Annotated in this window: 17 protein-coding genes; 10 read left to right on the plus strand and 7 right to left on the minus strand. The window is 33.7% G+C overall.

Annotated elements, in window-relative coordinates:
• Positions 1-453 precede the first annotated feature (453 nt).
• From thrA to FQU23_RS10920, 9 genes are all read left to right on the plus strand, one after another.
• Positions 454-2,901, plus strand: coding sequence for a bifunctional aspartate kinase/homoserine dehydrogenase I (gene thrA / locus FQU23_RS10885; RefSeq protein ID WP_147673842.1), 2,448 nt, complete (start codon positions 454-456; stop codon positions 2,899-2,901).
• 76 nt (positions 2,902-2,977) lie between these two features.
• Positions 2,978-3,898 carry a homoserine kinase gene (locus FQU23_RS10890; RefSeq protein WP_147673843.1) on the plus strand — a complete coding sequence of 307 codons (921 nt, stop codon included), beginning with the start codon at positions 2,978-2,980 and terminating at the stop codon, positions 3,896-3,898.
• Between the two features lie 73 nt (positions 3,899-3,971).
• Positions 3,972-5,261, plus strand: a complete 1,290-nt coding sequence (gene thrC, locus FQU23_RS10895) for a threonine synthase (RefSeq protein WP_147673844.1) — start codon at positions 3,972-3,974, stop codon at positions 5,259-5,261.
• Between the two features lie 278 nt (positions 5,262-5,539).
• Positions 5,540-6,163: a hypothetical protein gene (locus tag FQU23_RS10900; RefSeq protein ID WP_147673845.1), complete on the plus strand. Its 624-nt coding sequence runs from the start codon at positions 5,540-5,542 to the stop codon at positions 6,161-6,163.
• A gap of 410 nt (positions 6,164-6,573) precedes the next feature.
• A complete protein-coding gene (locus tag FQU23_RS10905) occupies positions 6,574-7,269 on the plus strand; it encodes an SMUG2 DNA glycosylase family protein (protein WP_147673846.1) in 696 nt (231 codons plus the stop codon).
• A complete protein-coding gene (locus FQU23_RS10910) occupies positions 7,266-7,640 on the plus strand; it encodes a DUF488 domain-containing protein (RefSeq protein WP_317165199.1) in 375 nt (124 codons plus the stop codon). The genes FQU23_RS10905 and FQU23_RS10910 overlap by 4 nt, the downstream gene beginning before the upstream one ends.
• Positions 7,630-7,803, plus strand: a complete 174-nt coding sequence (locus FQU23_RS16365; RefSeq protein WP_317165200.1) for a hypothetical protein — start codon at positions 7,630-7,632, stop codon at positions 7,801-7,803. The genes FQU23_RS10910 and FQU23_RS16365 overlap by 11 nt, the downstream gene beginning before the upstream one ends.
• A gap of 266 nt (positions 7,804-8,069) precedes the next feature.
• Entirely contained in the window at positions 8,070-8,693 is a 624-nt protein-coding gene (locus tag FQU23_RS10915; RefSeq protein ID WP_147673847.1) for a murein L,D-transpeptidase catalytic domain-containing protein, read from the plus strand.
• Positions 8,694-9,018: 325 nt separating this feature from the next.
• Positions 9,019-9,333 (plus strand): HPF/RaiA family ribosome-associated protein, encoded by a 315-nt coding sequence (locus FQU23_RS10920; protein ID WP_147673848.1) that lies wholly within the window; start codon positions 9,019-9,021, stop codon positions 9,331-9,333.
• Positions 9,334-9,612: 279 nt separating this feature from the next.
• On the opposite strand, the gene FQU23_RS10925 is transcribed toward FQU23_RS10920, so the two are convergent.
• Entirely contained in the window at positions 9,613-11,145 is a 1,533-nt protein-coding gene (locus tag FQU23_RS10925; RefSeq protein WP_147673849.1) for a SulP family inorganic anion transporter, read from the minus strand.
• A 381-nt stretch (positions 11,146-11,526) separates the two neighbouring features.
• On the opposite strand from FQU23_RS10925, the gene FQU23_RS10930 reads away from it, so the two are divergent.
• Positions 11,527-12,198: an FAD-binding oxidoreductase gene (locus FQU23_RS10930; protein WP_147673850.1), complete on the plus strand. Its 672-nt coding sequence runs from the start codon at positions 11,527-11,529 to the stop codon at positions 12,196-12,198.
• Positions 12,199-12,251: 53 nt separating this feature from the next.
• Here FQU23_RS10930 and FQU23_RS10935 read toward each other — a convergent pair whose 3' ends face one another.
• From FQU23_RS10935 to FQU23_RS10960, 6 genes are all read right to left on the minus strand, one after another.
• Complete coding sequence (locus tag FQU23_RS10935; protein ID WP_132112872.1) at positions 12,252-12,614, minus strand: response regulator transcription factor; 363 nt, start codon at positions 12,612-12,614, stop codon at positions 12,252-12,254.
• A 175-nt stretch (positions 12,615-12,789) separates the two neighbouring features.
• The gene (locus tag FQU23_RS10940) at positions 12,790-15,144 is read right to left on the minus strand and encodes a response regulator (protein WP_147673851.1); all 2,355 of its coding nucleotides are present in this window, start codon (positions 15,142-15,144) and stop codon (positions 12,790-12,792) included.
• Between the two features lie 20 nt (positions 15,145-15,164).
• Positions 15,165-15,575, minus strand: coding sequence for a response regulator (locus FQU23_RS10945; protein WP_147673852.1), 411 nt, complete (start codon positions 15,573-15,575; stop codon positions 15,165-15,167).
• Between the two features lie 19 nt (positions 15,576-15,594).
• Positions 15,595-16,005, minus strand: a complete 411-nt coding sequence (locus FQU23_RS10950) for a response regulator (protein ID WP_132112878.1) — start codon at positions 16,003-16,005, stop codon at positions 15,595-15,597.
• A 4-nt stretch (positions 16,006-16,009) separates the two neighbouring features.
• The gene (locus FQU23_RS10955; protein WP_147673853.1) at positions 16,010-16,738 is read right to left on the minus strand and encodes a sensor histidine kinase; all 729 of its coding nucleotides are present in this window, start codon (positions 16,736-16,738) and stop codon (positions 16,010-16,012) included.
• Between the two features lie 7 nt (positions 16,739-16,745).
• Positions 16,746-19,880, minus strand: coding sequence for a PAS domain S-box protein (locus FQU23_RS10960; protein ID WP_147673854.1), 3,135 nt, complete (start codon positions 19,878-19,880; stop codon positions 16,746-16,748).
• Positions 19,881-19,985: the final 105 nt, after the last annotated feature.

Here is a 19,985-nt window from a genome sequence, read left to right on the forward strand (position 1 = left end):
CAATCTTGGTTCTTTATCCTATAAACCAGATGGAATTAAGAGTTATAATCAAAAAAAACGCGCTCTAAAACTACTTAATAAAGCTAGTTGCCTAGAAGTCAAATAACGATTGCTACAATAAGAAGGAGATAAAATAAGAAATATTCAATTGAGGACGAATTCTCTTCTAAATTTTAAAATATTCGCAAAAAGCAAATAAAAGACACTTCCTCTTTATAAAAAGCTGTATTTTTGAAAAACAATAATGACAAATAACAGAACTACATATCACTCTTCGATAACAACTCAAATTTGGGTTGCACTTTCTGTTACTTCTACAATTACTACAACTACTACTACCCCTTAGGGGTATACATTTTACATATAATCCTATTTTATATTTTTCTTTTTTTGGAAGGAAAGATTTTGGATAGGTGTATTACATTGCTTTTTCTCTAAAATAAAACAAACAAAATGAAAGTATTAAAATTTGGCGGAACTTCGGTAGCCAATTCCCAAAATATAAAACTAGTCTTAGATATAGTTCAAAATCAAGCAAAACAAGACCAATTAATCGTAGTTGTATCTGCACTAAGTAAAGTTACGGATCTTCTTCAGTTGGCTTCACAAAAAGCAGCCTCAACGGATGAAAGTTATAAGGAAATCGTTGCCGAAATTGAGCAAAAACATCTAAACGCTGTTAAAGAATTAATTCCTGTTAGTGAGCAAAGTAGCGTTCTAAGTCATATCAAACGCATCATCAATCATCTAGAGACCTTACTAGACGGTTGTTTCCTATTGGGCGAACTATCTAATAGAACATCAGATACGATTTTAAGTTTTGGCGAGTTGCTTTCTTCTTATATTATTGCTGAAGCACTGAAACAAAATTATAAAAACAGTACTTATAAAGACAGCCGTGAGTTGATTAAAACCGACAATAATTTTGGAAAAGCAGCCGTCAATTTCAAAGTTACAAATGAATTAATCAACAAGTTTTATGCTGCGAATGAATCTCAGGTAATTTTAATGCCCGGTTTTATTGCGTCCTCTGTTGACGGAATCAACACCACTTTAGGTCGTGGCGGATCAGATTATACCGCTGCAATAATGGCTGGAGCATTAGACGCAACTGATTTAGAAATCTGGACTGACGTAAACGGAATGTATACTGCCAATCCGAAAATTGTAAAACAAGCGCAGCCAATAGCTTCCATATCGTATCAGGAAGCAATGGAGTTGTCTCATTTTGGAGCCAAAGTTTTATTTCCGCCTACCATTCAGCCGGTTTTAAGAAAAAACATTCCTATTCATATAAAGAATACTTTCGAACCAAAAGCAGAAGGAACTTATATTTCGGCCCAATCGATTTCTAATGGCCAGCCCGTAAAAGGAATCAGCCATATCGAGAATATTACATTGATTACGCTGGAAGGCCCTGGAATGATAGGTGTAACTGGTTCTTCAAAAAGACTTTTTGAAGTTTTGTCTCAAGAGAAAATCAATGTAATCTTTATTACTCAAGCCTCTTCTGAGCATTCAATTTGTATCGGGATCCTAAATGAAGACGCCGAAGCAGCTGAAGATGCTATCAATAAAGCCTTTGAAATTGAGATTTTACAGCACAAAATAGATCCTTGCATCGTAGAAAAAAACTTATGTATCATTGCATTAGTTGGTGAAAACATGAAAAATCATCAAGGATTGAGTGGTAAAATGTTCAGTACATTAGGAAAAAACAATGTCAACATTCGTGCAATTGCCCAAGGTGCTTCCGAAAGAAACATTTCGGCGGTAATCAATCAAAGAGATGTGAAAAAAGCATTGAACACGCTTCACGAACGTTTCTTTGAAGACAACACTAAACAATTGAACTTGTTTGTTATGGGAGTTGGGAATGTTGGCGAGAAATTCATCGACCAGATCAACCAGCAAAAAAAATTCCTAAAAGAGAACTTAAAAATAAATCTTCGTGTTATCGCTTTGTCTAATTCTCGAAAAATGATTTTTGACGAAGAAGGAATTGATCTAAAAGCATGGCAATCAGCTATCGAAAATGGAGAGCCAGCTGATCAAGAGTTGTTTATTAAAAGAGTAAAAGACCAGAATTTACGTAATAGTATTTTTGTAGATATTACTGCAAATGAAGGTGTTTCTAAAACATACGAGCATTTTCTAAGACAAAGTGTTGCCGTAGTAACTTGTAATAAAATTGCTTGTTCATCTGCATTTGATAATTATAAAAACCTTAAAAATTTATCCCGAAGATATAATGCGCCTTTCTTGTTTGAAACGAATGTCGGAGCGGGCTTACCAATCATTGACACTGTTAAAAATTTAGTAGCATCTGGAGATAAGATCAATAAAATCCAAGCTGTTTTATCCGGTAGTTTAAACTTTATCTTTAATAATTTCGATAAAAATAATTCTTTCGAAACTGTGGTAAAAGAAGCCGGAGTTCAAGGATTTACAGAACCAGATCCGAAAATTGATTTGAGCGGAATTGATGTTGCCAGAAAAATATTGATTTTAATTAGAGAAAGCGGTTACGAAATGGAAATTGAATCTATTGAAAACGAATCATTTCTTCCTGCTGCATGCATGGAAACAGTAAATAATCAAGATTTTTTCAAATCTCTTGTTGATCATGCGGCACATTTTGAGGGAATTTTGGCTGAAGCGAATGAAAAAGAAAGCAGACTGAAATTTGTAGCTCAATTTGAAGATGGTAAAGCAAGCGTTGGCTTGCAATTCATACCAAAAGACCATCCTTTTTACAATTTAGAAGGAAAAGACAATATTGTATTGTTTTACACAGATCGATATGTAGACCAACCTTTATTGATAAAAGGCGCCGGCGCTGGAGCTGCTGTGACTGCTTCGGGAATTTTTGCCGATGTAATTCGAATAGGAAACGTATAAAAAATATCGTAATCTCCAAGGTCATAAAGTAAACTAACTTTTGGCTTTCGGCTTTACGACTTTAAGACTAAAATAGATGAATGAAATAAGAATATTTTGCCCAGCCACCATTGCTAATTTATCCTGCGGATTTGATGTGCTTGGTCTTTGCTTAAACAATGTAGGCGACGAAATGGTGATCAGAAAATCAGATCAAAAAGGAATTCGCATCACTAAACTTGTGGGCGCCGACTTACCTTTAGAAACAGAGAAAAACGTTGCAGGTGTTGCCGGACTGGCTTTGCTTGATGCTGTTGAAAGTGATTTTGGTTTTGATATCGAAATTTACAAAAATATAAAAGCTGGTAGCGGAATCGGGAGTAGTGCCGCCAGTGCCGCCGGAGCCGTTTTTGGAATCAACGAATTATTAGGAAGACCTTTTGAATTAAAAGATCTAGTGCAGTTTGCCATGCAAGGCGAAAAGTTGGCTTGCGGAAACGCTCATGCTGACAATGTTGCTCCTGCCCTTTTAGGTGGTTTTACATTGGTAAGAAGCTATAACCCTCTAGATATTATAAAGATAGAAAGCCCTGATGAATTATACGCCACGGTGGTTCATCCTCAGATTGAGCTAAAAACATCGGATGCGCGTTCTGTGTTAAAACAAACGGTTTCGCTAAAAAGTGCTATCATCCAATGGGGAAATGTCGGTGGTCTAATTGCTGGTTTATATACTAAAGATTATGATTTGATAGGGCGTTCCCTACATGATGAAATTGTAGAACCAATACGAAGTGTACTAATTCCAGGCTTCGATTTAATAAAACAGGCTGCTTTAGAAAATGGTGCTTTGGGTTCTGGTATTTCTGGCTCTGGTCCTTCTATTTTTGCTTTAAGCAAAGGCGAAGAAACGGCAAATCAAATTGCAAAGGCAATGAGCAAAGTGTACCAAGAGATGAATTTACCTTTTGAAATACATGTGTCGAAAGTAAATCCAGATGGCGTGAGAATATTATAAGAAAAAAGTACTTAGTTGTTAGTCCTTAGATTAGCCACTAAGGACTAACAACTAAGTACTAAAAAGCTAAAAAATGAAATACTACAGTTTAAACCATAATGCTCCAAAAGTTTCCTTTCAGGAAGCGGTAATACAAGGATTAGCCTCTGATAAAGGATTGTATTTTCCGGAGACGATCAGTGCGCTGCCGCAAAGTTTTTTTGACAAGATCGAAAATTTAAGCAATGAAGAAATTGCTTTTGAAGCTATTAAGCAATTTGTCGGAGATGCAATTCCAGAAAACAAATTAAAAGAAATCATCGCAGACACCTTATGCTTTGATTTCCCCGTTGTCGAAGTGGAAAAAGGGATTTACTCCCTTGAATTATTTCACGGACCTACAATGGCGTTCAAGGACGTTGGAGCGCGTTTCATGTCACGTTGTTTGGCCTACTTCAACAAAGACAAAAAAGACAGTAAAAACACTGTGCTTGTGGCGACTTCGGGAGATACCGGCGGTGCAGTCGCAAGTGGCTTTTTAGGTGTTGCTGGCGTCGAGGTGATCATTCTCTATCCATCGGGAAAAGTGAGCGACATTCAGGAAAAACAACTAACGACCTTAGGGCAGAATATAAAAGCGCTCGAAGTAGATGGTGTTTTTGATGATTGCCAAGACATGGTTAAAAAAGCATTTTTAGACGAAAGTCTGAAGCATAAAAACCTGACTTCGGCAAATTCGATAAATATTGCACGTTGGTTACCCCAAATGTTTTACTTTTTCTTTGCTTATAAAGAATTAAAGAAGCAAAACAAAGAATTGGTATTCTCTTGCCCAAGTGGAAATTTTGGGAATATCTGTGCGGGAATCATGGCTAAAAAACTCGGCTTGCCTCTACTCCATTTTGTGGCTTCCACCAATGTAAATGATACTGTACCAAGGTTTCTAGCAAGTGGATTTTATGACCCTAAACCATCAAAAGCGACGATTTCGAATGCTATGGATGTAGGAAACCCAAGTAATTTTATTCGAATTCAGGAAATGTACCACAATGATTTGGTACAATTCAAGAAAGATTTTTCTTCTTATACTTTTACAGATGAAGAAACGATCGAAGCGATGAAAACCATTTTTACAGCTAATGGTTATATCGCTGAACCCCATGGTGCCGTGGGTTATTTAGGATTGAAAAGAGAATTACACAATTATCCAAATGCTATTGGTGTTTTCCTAGAAACGGCACATCCTATTAAGTTTCTGGATGTCGTAGAACCTACATTAAACGTAAAATTAGAAATTCCCGCACAAATAGAAAGTGTGATGGATAGAGAAAAAGCAAGTACTAAAATTAAGACGTATGAAGAATTAAAGGCTTTTTTAGGATAAAATTTAAACTCATAAATACAAGCGACTGAGAAGTAATTTTCAGCCGCTTTTTTTATGGCTTAACTTGGTAGAGCAAAACGTTATTCTAGTCGTTTCTGCAACAAAATCAGGCTGTAGCTGTAGCTTTTATAATCTAAAAGAAACCTAATTTTAACAGTTCTTAACATTCCGTTTTGTAAGATTTAACATTAAATACCTCGCACTCTTTCCACTATAAAGTATGCTGTCTGTCTAATTATGTTTAGTTTTACGCTAAACATTAAAAATAGAATAAAACAATGAAAAACTTAAAACTGATTGCTCTAGGAATGATTTTTTTTACTGCTATTGGCTGTAAAGATTCTAAAAAAACTACAGAAGAAGCAACTACAGCAGCAACTTACAGCATCGTAAATGACTCTACAAAAGTTAGCTTTACTGCTTATAAAACAACGGACAAAGTAGCTGTAGGTGGTACATTTAAAGAAATTACGTTTGCAAACATCGGACAAGGAGAAACTGCCTTAGAAGCTTTAAATGGTACAAAATTCAGTATTCCAGTGAGTAGCTTATTTACAAATGATGCTACCGGAACCAGAGATCCTAAAATTTTAGAATTCTTTTTTGGAGTAATGAAAAATACAGAGCTTATCTCTGGTGAGTTTAAAGTCGCTGCCGATAATACTTGTTCTATAGATGTATTATTAAACGGGAAAACAGCAAATATCCCTTTACAATACACTACAAATAGTGACACAAGCCTTTCTTTTGATGGGGTGATGAATTTAGAAAACTGGGATGCTTTAGCAGCAGTAGCGTCAATCAATAAAGCATGTGAGGCATTGCATACAGGTCCAGATGGCGTAAGTAAAACATGGAATGAAGTGGCAGTACATGCTGATCTTTTATTGAAGAAAAACTAGAAAACCTTAGTACTCAAGCATTCCACTTGTGACTGCAATAATAAAGGCTTCATTGGGCAAAAAAGCTACCAATGAAGCCTTTATTTTTTTAGAAGTGAATCACTTTCAACACTTATTTTTAATTTACTAGTCAGGAATATTTCTAAAAATTAGACTCGCCATCATAAAAATTAACATCTAGAAAAAGAAACAACTACTTCAAAAAACACTCTCTTCTCCACTTAAGCACGTTCTACTTTATTTTGTTACCTTAGATATTTGAAATTGAAATTATTCAGTTAATAAGGTAGCTCCTATTCTAGTAGCAAAACGGCAGAATTCTATGCAAAACATTTAGGGGAGCATTCTTTTTAATATTTGGACAACTATAGTAAAAGAGTTTGCTTGATTATAAAATAGATGAAATTATTATGTCAAAAACATTCGGAGAAAAAGTGATTGATTTCAATCGAGGTTTACACTATTCTGATGCGCTGCCAGAAGACTTTATGGTACTTAATCCTTTTATGGATAATCCGGAAACTTTGGAGGTCATGCAACAGTTTTATCATAAATTTTACTACGATTCTAATCAACGAAAATTCCTTATCGGTATTAACCCCAGTCGTCACGGAGCTGGTGTAACGGGTGTCCCTTTTACAGATACCAAACGACTGGAAAGGGTTTGTGGGATTAGAATGGAATCAGCACATACACATGAGATTTCCTCAGTGTTTATGTACGATATGATCGCCGAATATGGAGGAGTGAATGCCTTTTACAAGCAATTTTACATCAACTCGCCCTTCCCGTTAGCAATTGTTCGCCGAACAAAAGAAGGAAAATATCTTAATGCCAATTACTATGACGATCCTACTCTTTTTAAGATGTTGAAGGATTTTATGATTTCGACCATAAAAAACCACATCAGTCTGGGTTTAGATACCTCGGAAGTTTACGTATTGGGAAAGAAAAACGCCGTTTTCATCCAAAAGTTAAACAAAGAAGCTCAATTATTTGACCACATAAAAGTACTAGAACATCCACGCTACATCCAACAATACAAGTCAAAAGAAAAACAGATCTATATTGACAAGTATATTTTAACCTTGAATAATGTGCTATGAACACTTTGAAGCCAACTGCAATTTACACCATAGGCCATTCTAGCCATAGTCTAGAAGTGTTTTTAGCTATGCTCCATTCTTTTAATACACAAATTGTTGTTGACATCCGTAAGTTTCATAGTTCTCGAAAATTTTCTCAATTCAATCAAGAAAATTTAAAATTAGCTCTCGAAACAAATGGAATCCAACACCTCCATATGATCGATTTGGGAGGAAAAAGAAAAGCAAATAAAGACTCTAAAAATATGCGCTGGAACAATGAATCCTTCAGAGGTTATGCTGATTACATGGAAATAACAGCCTTTGAAATTGCAGTCGACAAACTAGAAGAAATCGCTTTAAAAAAAAAACACAGTATATATGTGCTCTGAAGCCCTTTGGTGGCGTTGCCATCGCTCTCTGGTTTCTGATCATCTAAAAGCAAAACTTTGGACAGTATTACATATTATAGGAATAGGAAAAGTGCAGGAACATAAATATACTGCACCGGCGCAAGTAATTGACGACAATGTATTTTATTCAGATGATGTATAAAAATAATTAAAAAGCGAATTATGGAAGTAAAATAACTTGAAAGAGTACATGGTTCTTTCGAAATTAAAGGAAATGAATGAATTTAAAAAAGAAAAAAACTAGCTATTTCTCTATTTTTAAAATGTTAAATTATTGATTTACAGCATACTATGCGTTTGTTTTTTTAATAACTTTGTACAATAGTAGAAGCTATTGCCAATTTAAATACCTCCGCCTTATTATAAAGGTATTGGTACAAATAAAAATAATACTTACACCAAAGCAAAATGAGAAAGATCTTCTTTGTATTACTATCAATAGGAATATTCTTTTTGACTATCAGAATTTTTTCTAAAAGTTCTAATAGCATTCCTTTTGCGTATTCTGAATTAGATTTCATAACAGAGGCCAAACTTTTACAACAGGTAAAAAACGTTAAGGAATTAGTAGCTGATAATTCCAAATACAATCAAGAAATTGCTTTTTTTATAGATATGAAAGTGATGTCTGGAAAAAATAGGTTCTTTATATACGACATTAAAAACAATGTATTACTAGATCAGGGATTAGTAGCTCACGGTTTTGGCTCCAGAATAAAAATAAATGGTGAACAAAAATTCAGCAATGAAAACAGTTCTCTTTGCACTGCCTTAGGCAATTATAGCATTGGACACAGTTACAATGGCAAGTTTGGTAAAGCGTATAAATTATATGGCCTAGATTCTTCTAACGATAATTCATTCTCCAGAAGTATTGTACTCCATAAAAGTACTGACGTACCCTATGAAGAACAGAATGATCAAATTGGTTATAGTTTTGGTTGTCCAATGGTAAATGAAAAATACTACGAACGAATCGAAAAACTTATTGACGATTCAAAAACCGCTATCATTTTAGACATCTACTACTAATTTGAAACTGTCCTAAGATTCTTCACTTTAAATACTCTATTTCACTTACTCTATTTCTTCTTTATGGCAGAAGTAGCGCTAGCTAGATGTGTGAATCATGTAATTAATTTACGCATAGATGTAACACATTTCGAATCATAAAGCTTAAATTTACATTAGAACAAAATCTCTGAAAAGCCCGGAGGTTGTTTAAATGCAGTATTGGCGTTTTATCCTTTATCAAAGGAATTAGAACAGTCATAAAATTAGTAGGACACGCTGCCTACTATTATTTTAAACACCGCCTCTTTCGGAAAAAAATTAATAACAAATAAAATATACATTTATGACTATTCAATTAAATTCAGACAACAACTTAACATTACACGAAGCTTTCAGAACACAGTTAAATACTTTACTAAATGAGGAATTAAGCAGATTTAGCGGACATATTACAAGACTAGAAGCTCATTTTTCTGACGAAAACGGTCACAAAGAAGGGCAAAACGATAAATTATGTAAACTTGAGGCACGTCTTGAAGGAATGAAACCAATTCTTGTTTCCAATCATGGCAACAATCATGAACTAGCTGTAAAAGGCGCTATAAATAAGCTGAAAACAACGTTAGACACCACCCTTGGCCGTTTGAACAATCATTAATTTCAAATAGAAAAGTACAGTTGGTTTAAATCTTTAGAAAATTATAGATTATAATAAAAAGGTGTTTATCTAACTGTTACTTCTAATTCAATACGCAAAGCGTCCTCATTTAATATTTGAGGACGCTTTTTTATAGCACTGTTTGAACTGTTCTTTATAAACCAATTAACAAATTAGTAGCCTTTTAAAATACGTTTTACTTAATAAACAAGTTTGATGAAAATATTCACTTTCTTATAAATAAAAATAGACTTGATTTTTTTCAAGTCTATTTTTATCTTAATCCATCAACACTTTATAAGTAGGATCCTCAATGATGTTAATGTCAATTACCTTGTCAGCATCGTGCAGTAACTGGCGACAGTCAGTGCTTAAATGCCTTAGATGAATCTTTTTACCCACTTTGGCATAGCGTTCCGTTAATTTATTTACGGCGTCTATTGCACTCATATCAGTAATTTTACTTTCTTTAAAATCAACAATTACTTCCTTAGGATCATTGTGAACGTCAAACTTTTCGGCAAATGCAGTGGTGGAACCAAAAAATAACGGTCCATATATTTCATAATGCTTAATCCCTTTTTCGTCAATATATTTTCTAGCCCGAATGCGTTTAGCACTCTCCCAAGCAAAAACTAAAGCTGAAATAATAACTCCTATCAAAACTGCTAGTGCCAAATTATGCATTAAAATAGTAATGATTGCTACTAAAACTCCAACAAATATATCGTGTTTCGGCATTTTATTGATGATTCGAAAACTAATCCATTCAAACGTACCTATGGCCACCATTACCATTACTCCTACCAAAGCAGCTATGGGTAATTGTTCGATTACTGGTGCTCCAAATAGAATAATGATCAGAATTGCAAATGCTGCCACAATACCAGACAATCGGGCTCTCGAGCCTGCTGAAAGGTTAACTAAAGTTTGTGCAATCATAGGACAACCTCCCATTCCAAAGAAAAAACCATTTAGAATATTAGCACTTCCTTGAGCGACACATTCTCGGTTACCATTACCTTTTGTTCCTGTTATTTCATCCACTAAGTTTAAAGTTAATAATCCTTCAGTCAATCCTACTGAAGCCATTATTAATGCATAGGGAAAAATGATTTCTAAAGTAGCAAAGCTTAAAGGAATCTCAGGAATATGAAATGGAGGAAAGCCACCGCTTATGGAAGCAATATCGGCAACTGTTTTTGTTTCAATTCCAAATCCTAAAACTAATCCAAAAACAACTATAATTGCCACTAAGGAAGCAGGTACTGCCTTTGTTACTTTAGGAAATAGTACAACAATTGCAATTGTTAATGCTACTAAACCAGCCATGATAAACATAGGACTCCCTGATAACCAAACACTTTCACCATTGACAATAGTTTTGAATTGATCCAGCTGCGACATAAAAATAATTATCGCTAAACCGTTTACAAAACCAAACATAACGGGCTGTGGCACCAGCCGTATGAATTTACCTAACTTAAACAGACCAATCAAAATTTGTATTATCCCTGCCAAAGCGACAGCAGCAAAGATATATTCTAAGCCGTTTGAATTCATTAGCGCAATTAAAACAATTACCGTTGCTCCTGCTCCTCCAGACACCATTCCAGGCCTACCACCAAAAATAGCAGTAACTAAACCCATTATAAATGCTGCATACAGTCCTACTAAAGGTGGAAAACCAGCTAATATCGCAAATGATAATGATTCCGGAATCATAGTCATCGCAACTGTTAAACCAGCTAAAATTTCGGTTCTGTAATTTACTTTTTGTGTAAAATCAAATAAGTTGAAATACTGTTTCATTCTATTTTATAAAATATTAATGAGTTTAGGATGGAAAAAGTCGTCAAAAATAAGTCAAACTTTAAAACCAAAAAAAATGACATATAATCATTAGACTAAAATGGCATAATCAATTCTTAGCCATTAATAAAAAATATTATTTATTCTTTAGGAATGCAAATGTACTCGTTTTAAATGGCTGTTCAAAAAGGAATGTAACTATACTATTTATTACCCAGAAAGTTGCATTTCATGGATCACTTCAATAAAATACATATACGTCTGAAAAACAATGACATATAAAATTGTGAAGTTTTATTTTTATGGTTAAATTTATAGTATTAAATCAGACCTAAACAATAGTTACGGTTGTTTCACTGTAACTCTTTACAACTAAATAAAATGGAAAATCATACTGTTAGAGTTCTTGATGCGCAATTCATAACTCATGACGTAAAATGTTTTAAAGTCGAAAAACCGGAAGGATATGATTTTATACCCGGTCAAGCAACGGAGGTTTCAATTAATACAACTGAGTGGAACGATAAACCAAGACCATTCACCTTTACTAATTTGAAGGAAGAAAATTATCTCGAATTCATGATTAAAATTTACAAGGAGCATAATGGTGTAACAAACATGCTGGGCCGAATCAACAAAGGAGATGAATTAATTCTTCATGATGTATGGGGCGCGATTCAGTACAAGGGTCCTGGAGTTTTTATTGCTGGAGGTGCTGGAATCACACCTTTTATTTCGATATTTAGAGACCTATTTATAAAAAAGCAACTGGCGGGTAACAAACTAATTTATTCAAATAAAACTTCAGAAGATGTTATAATGAACGAGGAATTAGAGGGAATGTTAAAAGATAATTTTATTAAGTTATTTACCCGAGAAAAGGTAATGGGTTTTACAGGAAAGAGGATTGATCGAAAATACCTTATCGAAAACATTACTGACTTTAGCCAGCATTTCTACATCTGTGGATCTAAAGAGTTTGTAAAAAGTATTTCTGGCTATTTGATTGATTTGGGAGCCAAGATAGATGAAGTTGTTTTTGAAAAATCTTAAAAATAAAGATTTTAGATCTCATAAAAACAACTTCATATCTATTTATAAAGTACTTAAGCTTTAACTAACAATCGTTTTACTCTTACAATAAGTTCGTTCGGGCTAAATGGCTTCGTGATGAAATCATCAGCACCTAGTTCAAACGCTTCTAGAACTGTCTTCTCTAAGCCCATCGCAGACAACACTATTATAGGAATCTCTAGTTTCATTTCAACTTTTATTGCTCTTACGATATCAAGTCCGTTGACTATGGGCATCATAATATCAGTAATTATTATATCAGGATTTTCGGCTGTAACGATAGCAATCGCTTCTTCGCCATTGGCGCATGAAATTACATTAAACCCTTCTCTCTTTAGCTTAAACTCCATAGTTTTAAGCAACATTTCGTCATCTTCGGCTATTAAAATTTTCATTTGTTTTAATTTAATTATTATTTGGGGGAAATAATTAGTTCAAAAACTGCATTTTTAACTCTATCGCTAGAGCTTCTTTAAAAAAATAGTAATTGGTAAGTCCTTCATTTTAAAAGTTAAAAAATAATATGGTACAAATAGTTTCTTTCTGTATCATTCTAGATGCAAAACTAAACTATATTTTTGATACAGTGTGTATTGATTCCAATTCAGTAAAAACAGACTGGCATATTTCATGAAGATGGAGTACTTCGTCTTTCCTCTTTTGACCAAAAGGATCAGTCGTAATTTCTGCCTCGATAATTTCAATACTTTTTAACGCTGAAACAACTCCTAACAAATTGATAGAAGACTTCAATTTATGCACTTCATTTTTTAGAATAATTAAGTCATCTGCTTCATTTGATTCTAAGATTATTTTTAGTGCTATTGGAGAATTTTTTCTAAACAACTGTATCATTTGGTCAATAAAATCAACATCTCCGTCTGCAAAATCAGTCAAATATGTTAAATCAATTAATTTTTCATCTTTACTTTCCTTCGCAGCTCCGTCAGCAGCATCATTGGTGTTTGTCTTCATTAAATTTTTATATAGTTTTTCAAGTAATGCATTAAAATGATACGGCTTTGATAAATAATCGTTCATTCCGTTTTCTAAACAACGCGTTTCTTCTATTAAAGTTGCATGTGCCGTCAACGCAATAATAGGGATATTAGCCTTAGCTCCCATATTATTTCGAATGTATTTTGTTAGTTCGATTCCATCCATTTCTGGCATTTGAATGTCCATTAATATAATATCGTAATCATTTTTTTCAATTTTATCAATTGCTATTTTTCCGTTCTCAGCAATATCAATTTCTTTCTCCCATTTCTTAAAAACCTTAATGGCTAAAAGTTGGTTTAGGTCGTTATCCTCCACCATTAATATTTTAATCCCTTTTAGAAAATCAGGAGTAAGTTGCTTGTTTTCTACAATAGGAACGTCCCCTATTCTACTTTGATCCTTTGCATATTGCATTGGGAAGGAGAACTCGCTACCTTTTCCAACTGCACTTTTTACATTAATCTTACTACCCTGCAACTCAATCAACTTCCTTGTTATGGTTAGGCCCAAACCTGTACCTCCAAATTTTCTGGTGGTTTCATTTGAGGCTTGATTAAAACTTTCAAATATAGAATCAATTTTATTTTGAGGAATACCTATACCAGTGTCAGTAACTGCAAATGTTATAAAAACATCAGTTTCAGATTCTTTATCCAATGAAATAATTAACTCCACCTGTCCTTCTTCTGTAAATTTTAAGGCATTCCCTAATAAATTAATCAAAATTTGAGACAGCCTTGTTGGGTCTCCTATTAAGAAATCGTCAATTTTAGGATCAATTTTATAAAGCAATTTTACGTTCTTCTCTTTAGCAATTGTGGAAAGCAGCTCTATAACGGTTTTAATATTTTTTGATAACGAGAATTTCACTTCTTCGATAACCATTTTATCAGCTTCAATTTTCGAAAAATCAAGGATATCATTTATCATAACCATCAAATTTTTCCCGGCTCTTTTTATGGCTTTTACACTTTGTTCTTGATCAACATTTAAATTAGTTCCCTCCAGAATTCGTGCAAATCCGATAATACCATTCATTGGAGTACGAATTTCGTGACTCATATTAGTTAGAAATTGCTCCTTTGCTCGAACGGATTGTTCAGCCAGTTCTTTGGCCTTTATAAGTTCTCTCTCAATATGTTTTTGTTCAGTGATATCTTGAATTGTTCCTAAAATTTTAAAAGGCCTGTTATGCTCATCATTCAAGCATTTTATATACTCATTAATATATTTAACAGTACCTCTTTTAGTAGTTAAACTATGACTGAACTTTACTTCCGAATTGTTTTTTATAATCAAATTCAGGTTATCCTCGAATAGCTTAACACTATCTGAATTGACTAGGCGTGACTTTAAAAGAGCTAACGAAGGAATACTTCTTTTGTCTATTTCAAAAATAGCGTAGACTTGTTCAGAGAAAAACACCTCTTCATCAATTAGATTCAATTCCCAGAATCCAATTTTAGCAAGTTTTTGTGCCTCCAAAAGTCGGTTAGCATTAATCCTTAGAGCCAATTCGGTTTTCTTGCGATGCACAAGATTCTCGTGAAGTTTAAGCGCATTTCTTATACTTTGTGACACACCGTCAGGAGTCAGTAATGATTTTGGAATGTAATCTGAAGCTCCACCCAATATAGCTTGGCTCGCAACCTTCTCATCTCCCTGAGAAGTCACAAAAATTACTGGAATGTCTATATCAATAGCACGTAGTTTCTTTAAAAAGGAAATACCATCGCTATCTGGCATTAAATAGTCCAAAAAGATTAAATCATATTGCGATGATTTAATCTTTTCGATGGCCTCTTTTGCAGAAAAAGCGGTTTCGACATCGGCAATTATTCCTGATTTTGAAATTGATCTAATAATAGTAATAGAGTCAACTTTATCATCGTCAATAATTAATATATTTAAGGCTATAGCCATCTTTTTTTATTTTATGTCGCTTAAAACTCTATGATATTCCAATAATCATTCATTATTGTATAAAATTCCAATATTTTATAGTTTTCAAAAGGTTTGTCAAAATAACCCGCAATATTTAAATCTAAGGCTGCGACTTTATTTTTATCATCATGTACACTTGTAATCACAAAAATTAAAAGTGACCTTAGATTAGGATCTTTTCTGATTTTCTTTATTAACTCTATTCCTTCACTTCCAATTTCATTTATGGCTATCAAAACAATCTTTGGCGCAGGTGTCAAGGTATTTTCGCCTGTTAGCATTTGCCATGCATCGGGATAACTTTCGGAAAAATATAAATTCGATTGAACCTCAACTTTTAACAAAGCTGTTTTGGCATTTTCGATTGTTGTTTTACAGCTATCGATATAGAGGATGTTTGAGCTTCTCATAAAGTAAATCTATAAAAAATTACATTTCGCATAGTGACCAAAAGTTCTTAAGTGTAGCTACCGAAGAAAGGAATTTTTCAAACGAAAGCGGCTTCAAAATATAACCGGCTACATTTAGATTATAGGCGTTAATTTTATCACTATCCTCGTTAGAAGTGGTCATGACAAATACTGATATATTCTTAAGATTTTCATCTGCTCGCATCTCTTTTAGAAATTCGATCCCATTCATTTTTGGCATATTAATATCCAAAATAATGATTTTAGGTAAAGGATTAATTACATTGCGCAACATGTCTAGAGCCTCAACTCCATTTCCTGCCACAAATAATTCATTTTTTATATTATTTTTAGAAAATGCTCTTTTCACATTCATTACATCGACCTCATCGTCTTCAACTAATAAAATACTTACTAATTTTTGAATCATTCTTTTATATTTTTAATGTTATTGTTTTTGGCCAATTAAATTTAAAAATTGAGCCCCCAGTATCTCTTTTTTCATACTTTATGCTTCCTCCAACGACTTGTAAGATTTTACTACTTATTGCTAATCCTGCACCAGTCGAATCTACAACATCTTTCGAATTTACAGTATAAAAAATTGAAAATATTTTATCTTTTACTGCTTCGGGCACTCCGGGACCGTCGTCGCATATCTTTATTTCATAGGCCTCAGCCGTTTCATTTAGCTCAATAACTACCTCTTTCTTCTCTTTGTTATTAAATCGAACTGCATTTGTGATAAGATGATTTAAAACTCGGGTTAATTTTTTTCCTAAAGTATCAACATTTTCATTCGATAAATTATTGATAATTAGAAAATCAACGTTTTCTTTATCCTCTAAAGTTTCAATGCTTTCACTAATAATTTTAGGAATATTTATATCATAAAATTCTAATTCCATTCGATTAACTCTTGAGAGTTCCAGCAAACCATTCATCATATTCTCAAGGCGTCCCACTCTGTTTTTTAACAAATTAAAATTACTGATTATATCTCCTCCCACGCTAGGATCTAAATCGTCTTCAATCCAGGTTGCAATATTAGAAATTGCTCTCATAGGTGTTTTTATATCATGCGAAACAATGTATACAAAATCTTCATATTCCTGTTTAAGAACTTCTAATTCCTCTTTATAATTTCTTTCTGTTTCCTCCATTTATCATTTATTTAGGAATTGTAAATATAAAATTGGCTCCCTTATCTTCTTCAGATTCTATTCGAATACTGCCGCCCTTTTCTTCAATTATTTTTTTTACAATAGACAAACCTACTCCTGTACTTTCTTTTTTATCTCTGGCTTCTATAGTTTGAAATACTTGAAACACCCTTTCATGATACTCCTCAGCTATACCAGGACCATTGTCTTTTATGGAAAATTGGTGGAAATCTGGCAATGATTCATAAAGACATTCTATTTTGCCAATCGGTTTATCGCTATACTTTACGGCATTGCTTATAATATTACTAAACACTTGCTGTAATAGAATCCTTTCAGTGTCAAAAACAGGAAATCCTTCTCCTATAAAAACTTCAAAACCTGCAGTTGGCACAATCATTTCTACAATCTGATCAAGCATTACTTTAACGTCGGAAGTTTCTTTTTCTATTTTTGTACGGCCTATTCGAGAATAGTCTAAAACTCCATTGATCAAATTCTCCATTCGCTGAATACGGCCTCTCAACAAGCCAAAATTACTATTTACCTCTTCTGGCATATCTGGCATGTCTTCTACAATCCATTCTGACAAGTTATTTATCGCTCTTAAAGGCGCTTTTAAGTCATGAGAGACAATGTAAGCAAACTGATCCAGTTCTTTATTTTTCCTTTCAAGATCAAATAATGCATTATTTAAACTCTTCTGATCCTGTTTTTGTTCTGTTATATCTTGACTAATTGCAACATATTGGTAGGGCTTTCCTTCCTTATTTAAAAAAGGAACAATAGTAGAATAAACCCAATAATATGTTCCATCTTTTCTCTTATTTCTGATCTCTCCTTTCCAGATTTTTCCATCCGAAATAGTGGCAAATATATTTTCAACAAATTTATTGATCATATCGCTGTGATTACCCAGATAATGAAATTGTCCTATTAGTTCTTCCTTTTTATATTGGGTAATCGAACAAAACTTGTCATTCACGAAGAGTATTACTCCTTGTTCATCTGTAATTGTAACAATAGAAGACTCGTCTAAGGCAGTCCTAACATCATTGATTTCTTTGGCTTTTTCGAATATGATTTGCTCCGCTAGCGTTTTCTCAGTGATATCCTGTACTGTTCCTTGAATACCTGTAATTTCGCCTCTTGAATTTTTGATGGCTTGACCAATTCCTATTAAGTACTTAATACCGCCATCTGGAAGTACAATTCTGTATCGATAAGTTAAGTCTGTACCATTTGTTAAAGTTTTCGTCATCAATTCATCTAAAACTGAAACATCTTCGAAGTGAATTCTACTTCTAAAGGCCTTAAGAAGTTGCTCTGATGGCAATTCTTCCATTTCAAATATCTGATAATGTCCCTTCGACCATACCAGAAAATCTGCTGCTGAATCATATTTCCAACTACCAATTTTTGCGATGCTTTGGGACTCATCTAATAATTTTTTACTATTTATTAAATTCTGTTCCGCTATTTTTTCATCGGTTACATCTTGAACTGTACCTTTTATTCCAACTATTTCCCGCCTACTATTTCTGTAAGGTTGCCCAATTTCTAAGATTTCTTTGATTCTATTACCTGGAAGAATTATTCTATAATTAATTTTAAAATCGCATCCCGTTTTTACAACTTCGTCGCCGATTTTGTCCAGAATTGTAATATCATCTGGGTGAATTCTATCTCTAAACGCAATATTTAGTTCCTGAACTGGTAAATTTTCAAGTTCGAAAATAGTATAATGATGCTGTGACCATGTAAGACGGTTTGATTTAAATTCAAACCTCCAACTTCCTATCTTAGCAATCTTTTGAGATTCATCTAACAGCGTATTGCTATTTATTAAATTGAGCTCAATTTCTTTTTCCTGTGAAATATCTTTACCTATACCTAAATAACCAGATACTTCCCCATCTCTATTTTTTATAGCAGTTACAGTTAGTTTTACAGGAAATGTTGTTGCATCTTTTCTGATATAAGTCCACTCATTCGAATCAGGAACGTTAAGCTTGTGTGCTTTTACAACGAAAGCGTCAAAACCAGGCTCAATCTCTTCTCCTAATTCCTTTGTTAATTCTTGTGATCGTTTAACAATTTCATCAATAGAATGTAAAATAGCGGGTGACGAAAGACCTACAAGCTCTTCCGCTGTATACCCTGTCATCTTCTCAGCTCCGCGGTTAAACTGTTTTATTGTACCATCAAGTTCAGTGGCTATTATTGAAAAATCGGATGCATTTAATATAGCTTTTAGCTCATTTGTTGTATTGATAAGTATTTCTTCTTGTTTTTTTTCAAAAGTTGTATCTCTCGCGATGCAGTATAAATTACCTGTTTCAGGATGAGGTGAGACATTCCAATTCAATAAAACATATTCACCATTTTTACATCGATACCTATTTTCAAAACTAACTGTCTGTTCTCCTTTCTCCAGCTTTTCTATTTCTTTATAGGTTTTTTCTAAATCATCGCCGTGAATAAAATCTACAAATGGCTTCCCTTCTAATTCCTCTTTCGCATACCCTAAAACAGTAGTAAATGCCGGATTTACTTTATGAAAAGTAGCATCAACATTAGCAATACATACTAAATCTTTAGAAAGTTCAATAAAATTCTGAAATTCCAGTTGCGTCGTTTTAAGCTCTACATTTTTTTTTCGTAGGTCTAATAATAAAACTACTTGGTACGCCAAGAGTTGTAATGCATTTTTTTGATCTTTAGTTAGTTCTTTTGGTTCTGTATCAATCACACAAAGTGTCCCTAAGGTAAACCCGTTTCCATCATGCAGCGGTGCGCCAGCATAAAACCGAATATCTGGACTTCCAGTCACCAATGGATTATCAGCAAAAAGTTCATTTTCAAGTGCGTCATTTACCTCATAAACTTCCTCTCCCATAATTGCATATTGGCAAAAAGAGAGTTCTCGGGGAGTTTCACTAGCTCCTAAACCGACACTTGATTTAAACCACTGTCGATTTTCATCTAATAGACTTATCAAGGCTATGGGAGTTCCACAAATGAAGGAAGCTAACTGTGTTATCGAATCATACTCCTTTTCAGGCAATGAATCCATAATTGAATAACTTTCAAGAGCCATAAGTCTCTCTGATTCATTTAGAGGCAATATTGGTTTTTTCATTATATAGGTAGGTCTTCTTTTGGGGTTAATCGTTCGAAAAAATGATTATTAAAAATACAATTCTAATAAGTCAAATACTCCCGAAACCTTACAAAAATAAAATAA

Origin of the sequence: Flavobacterium sp. XN-5 (assembly GCF_008033395.2) — a bacterium.
GTDB classification, from domain to species: Bacteria; Bacteroidota; Bacteroidia; order Flavobacteriales; family Flavobacteriaceae; genus Flavobacterium; species Flavobacterium hiemivividum.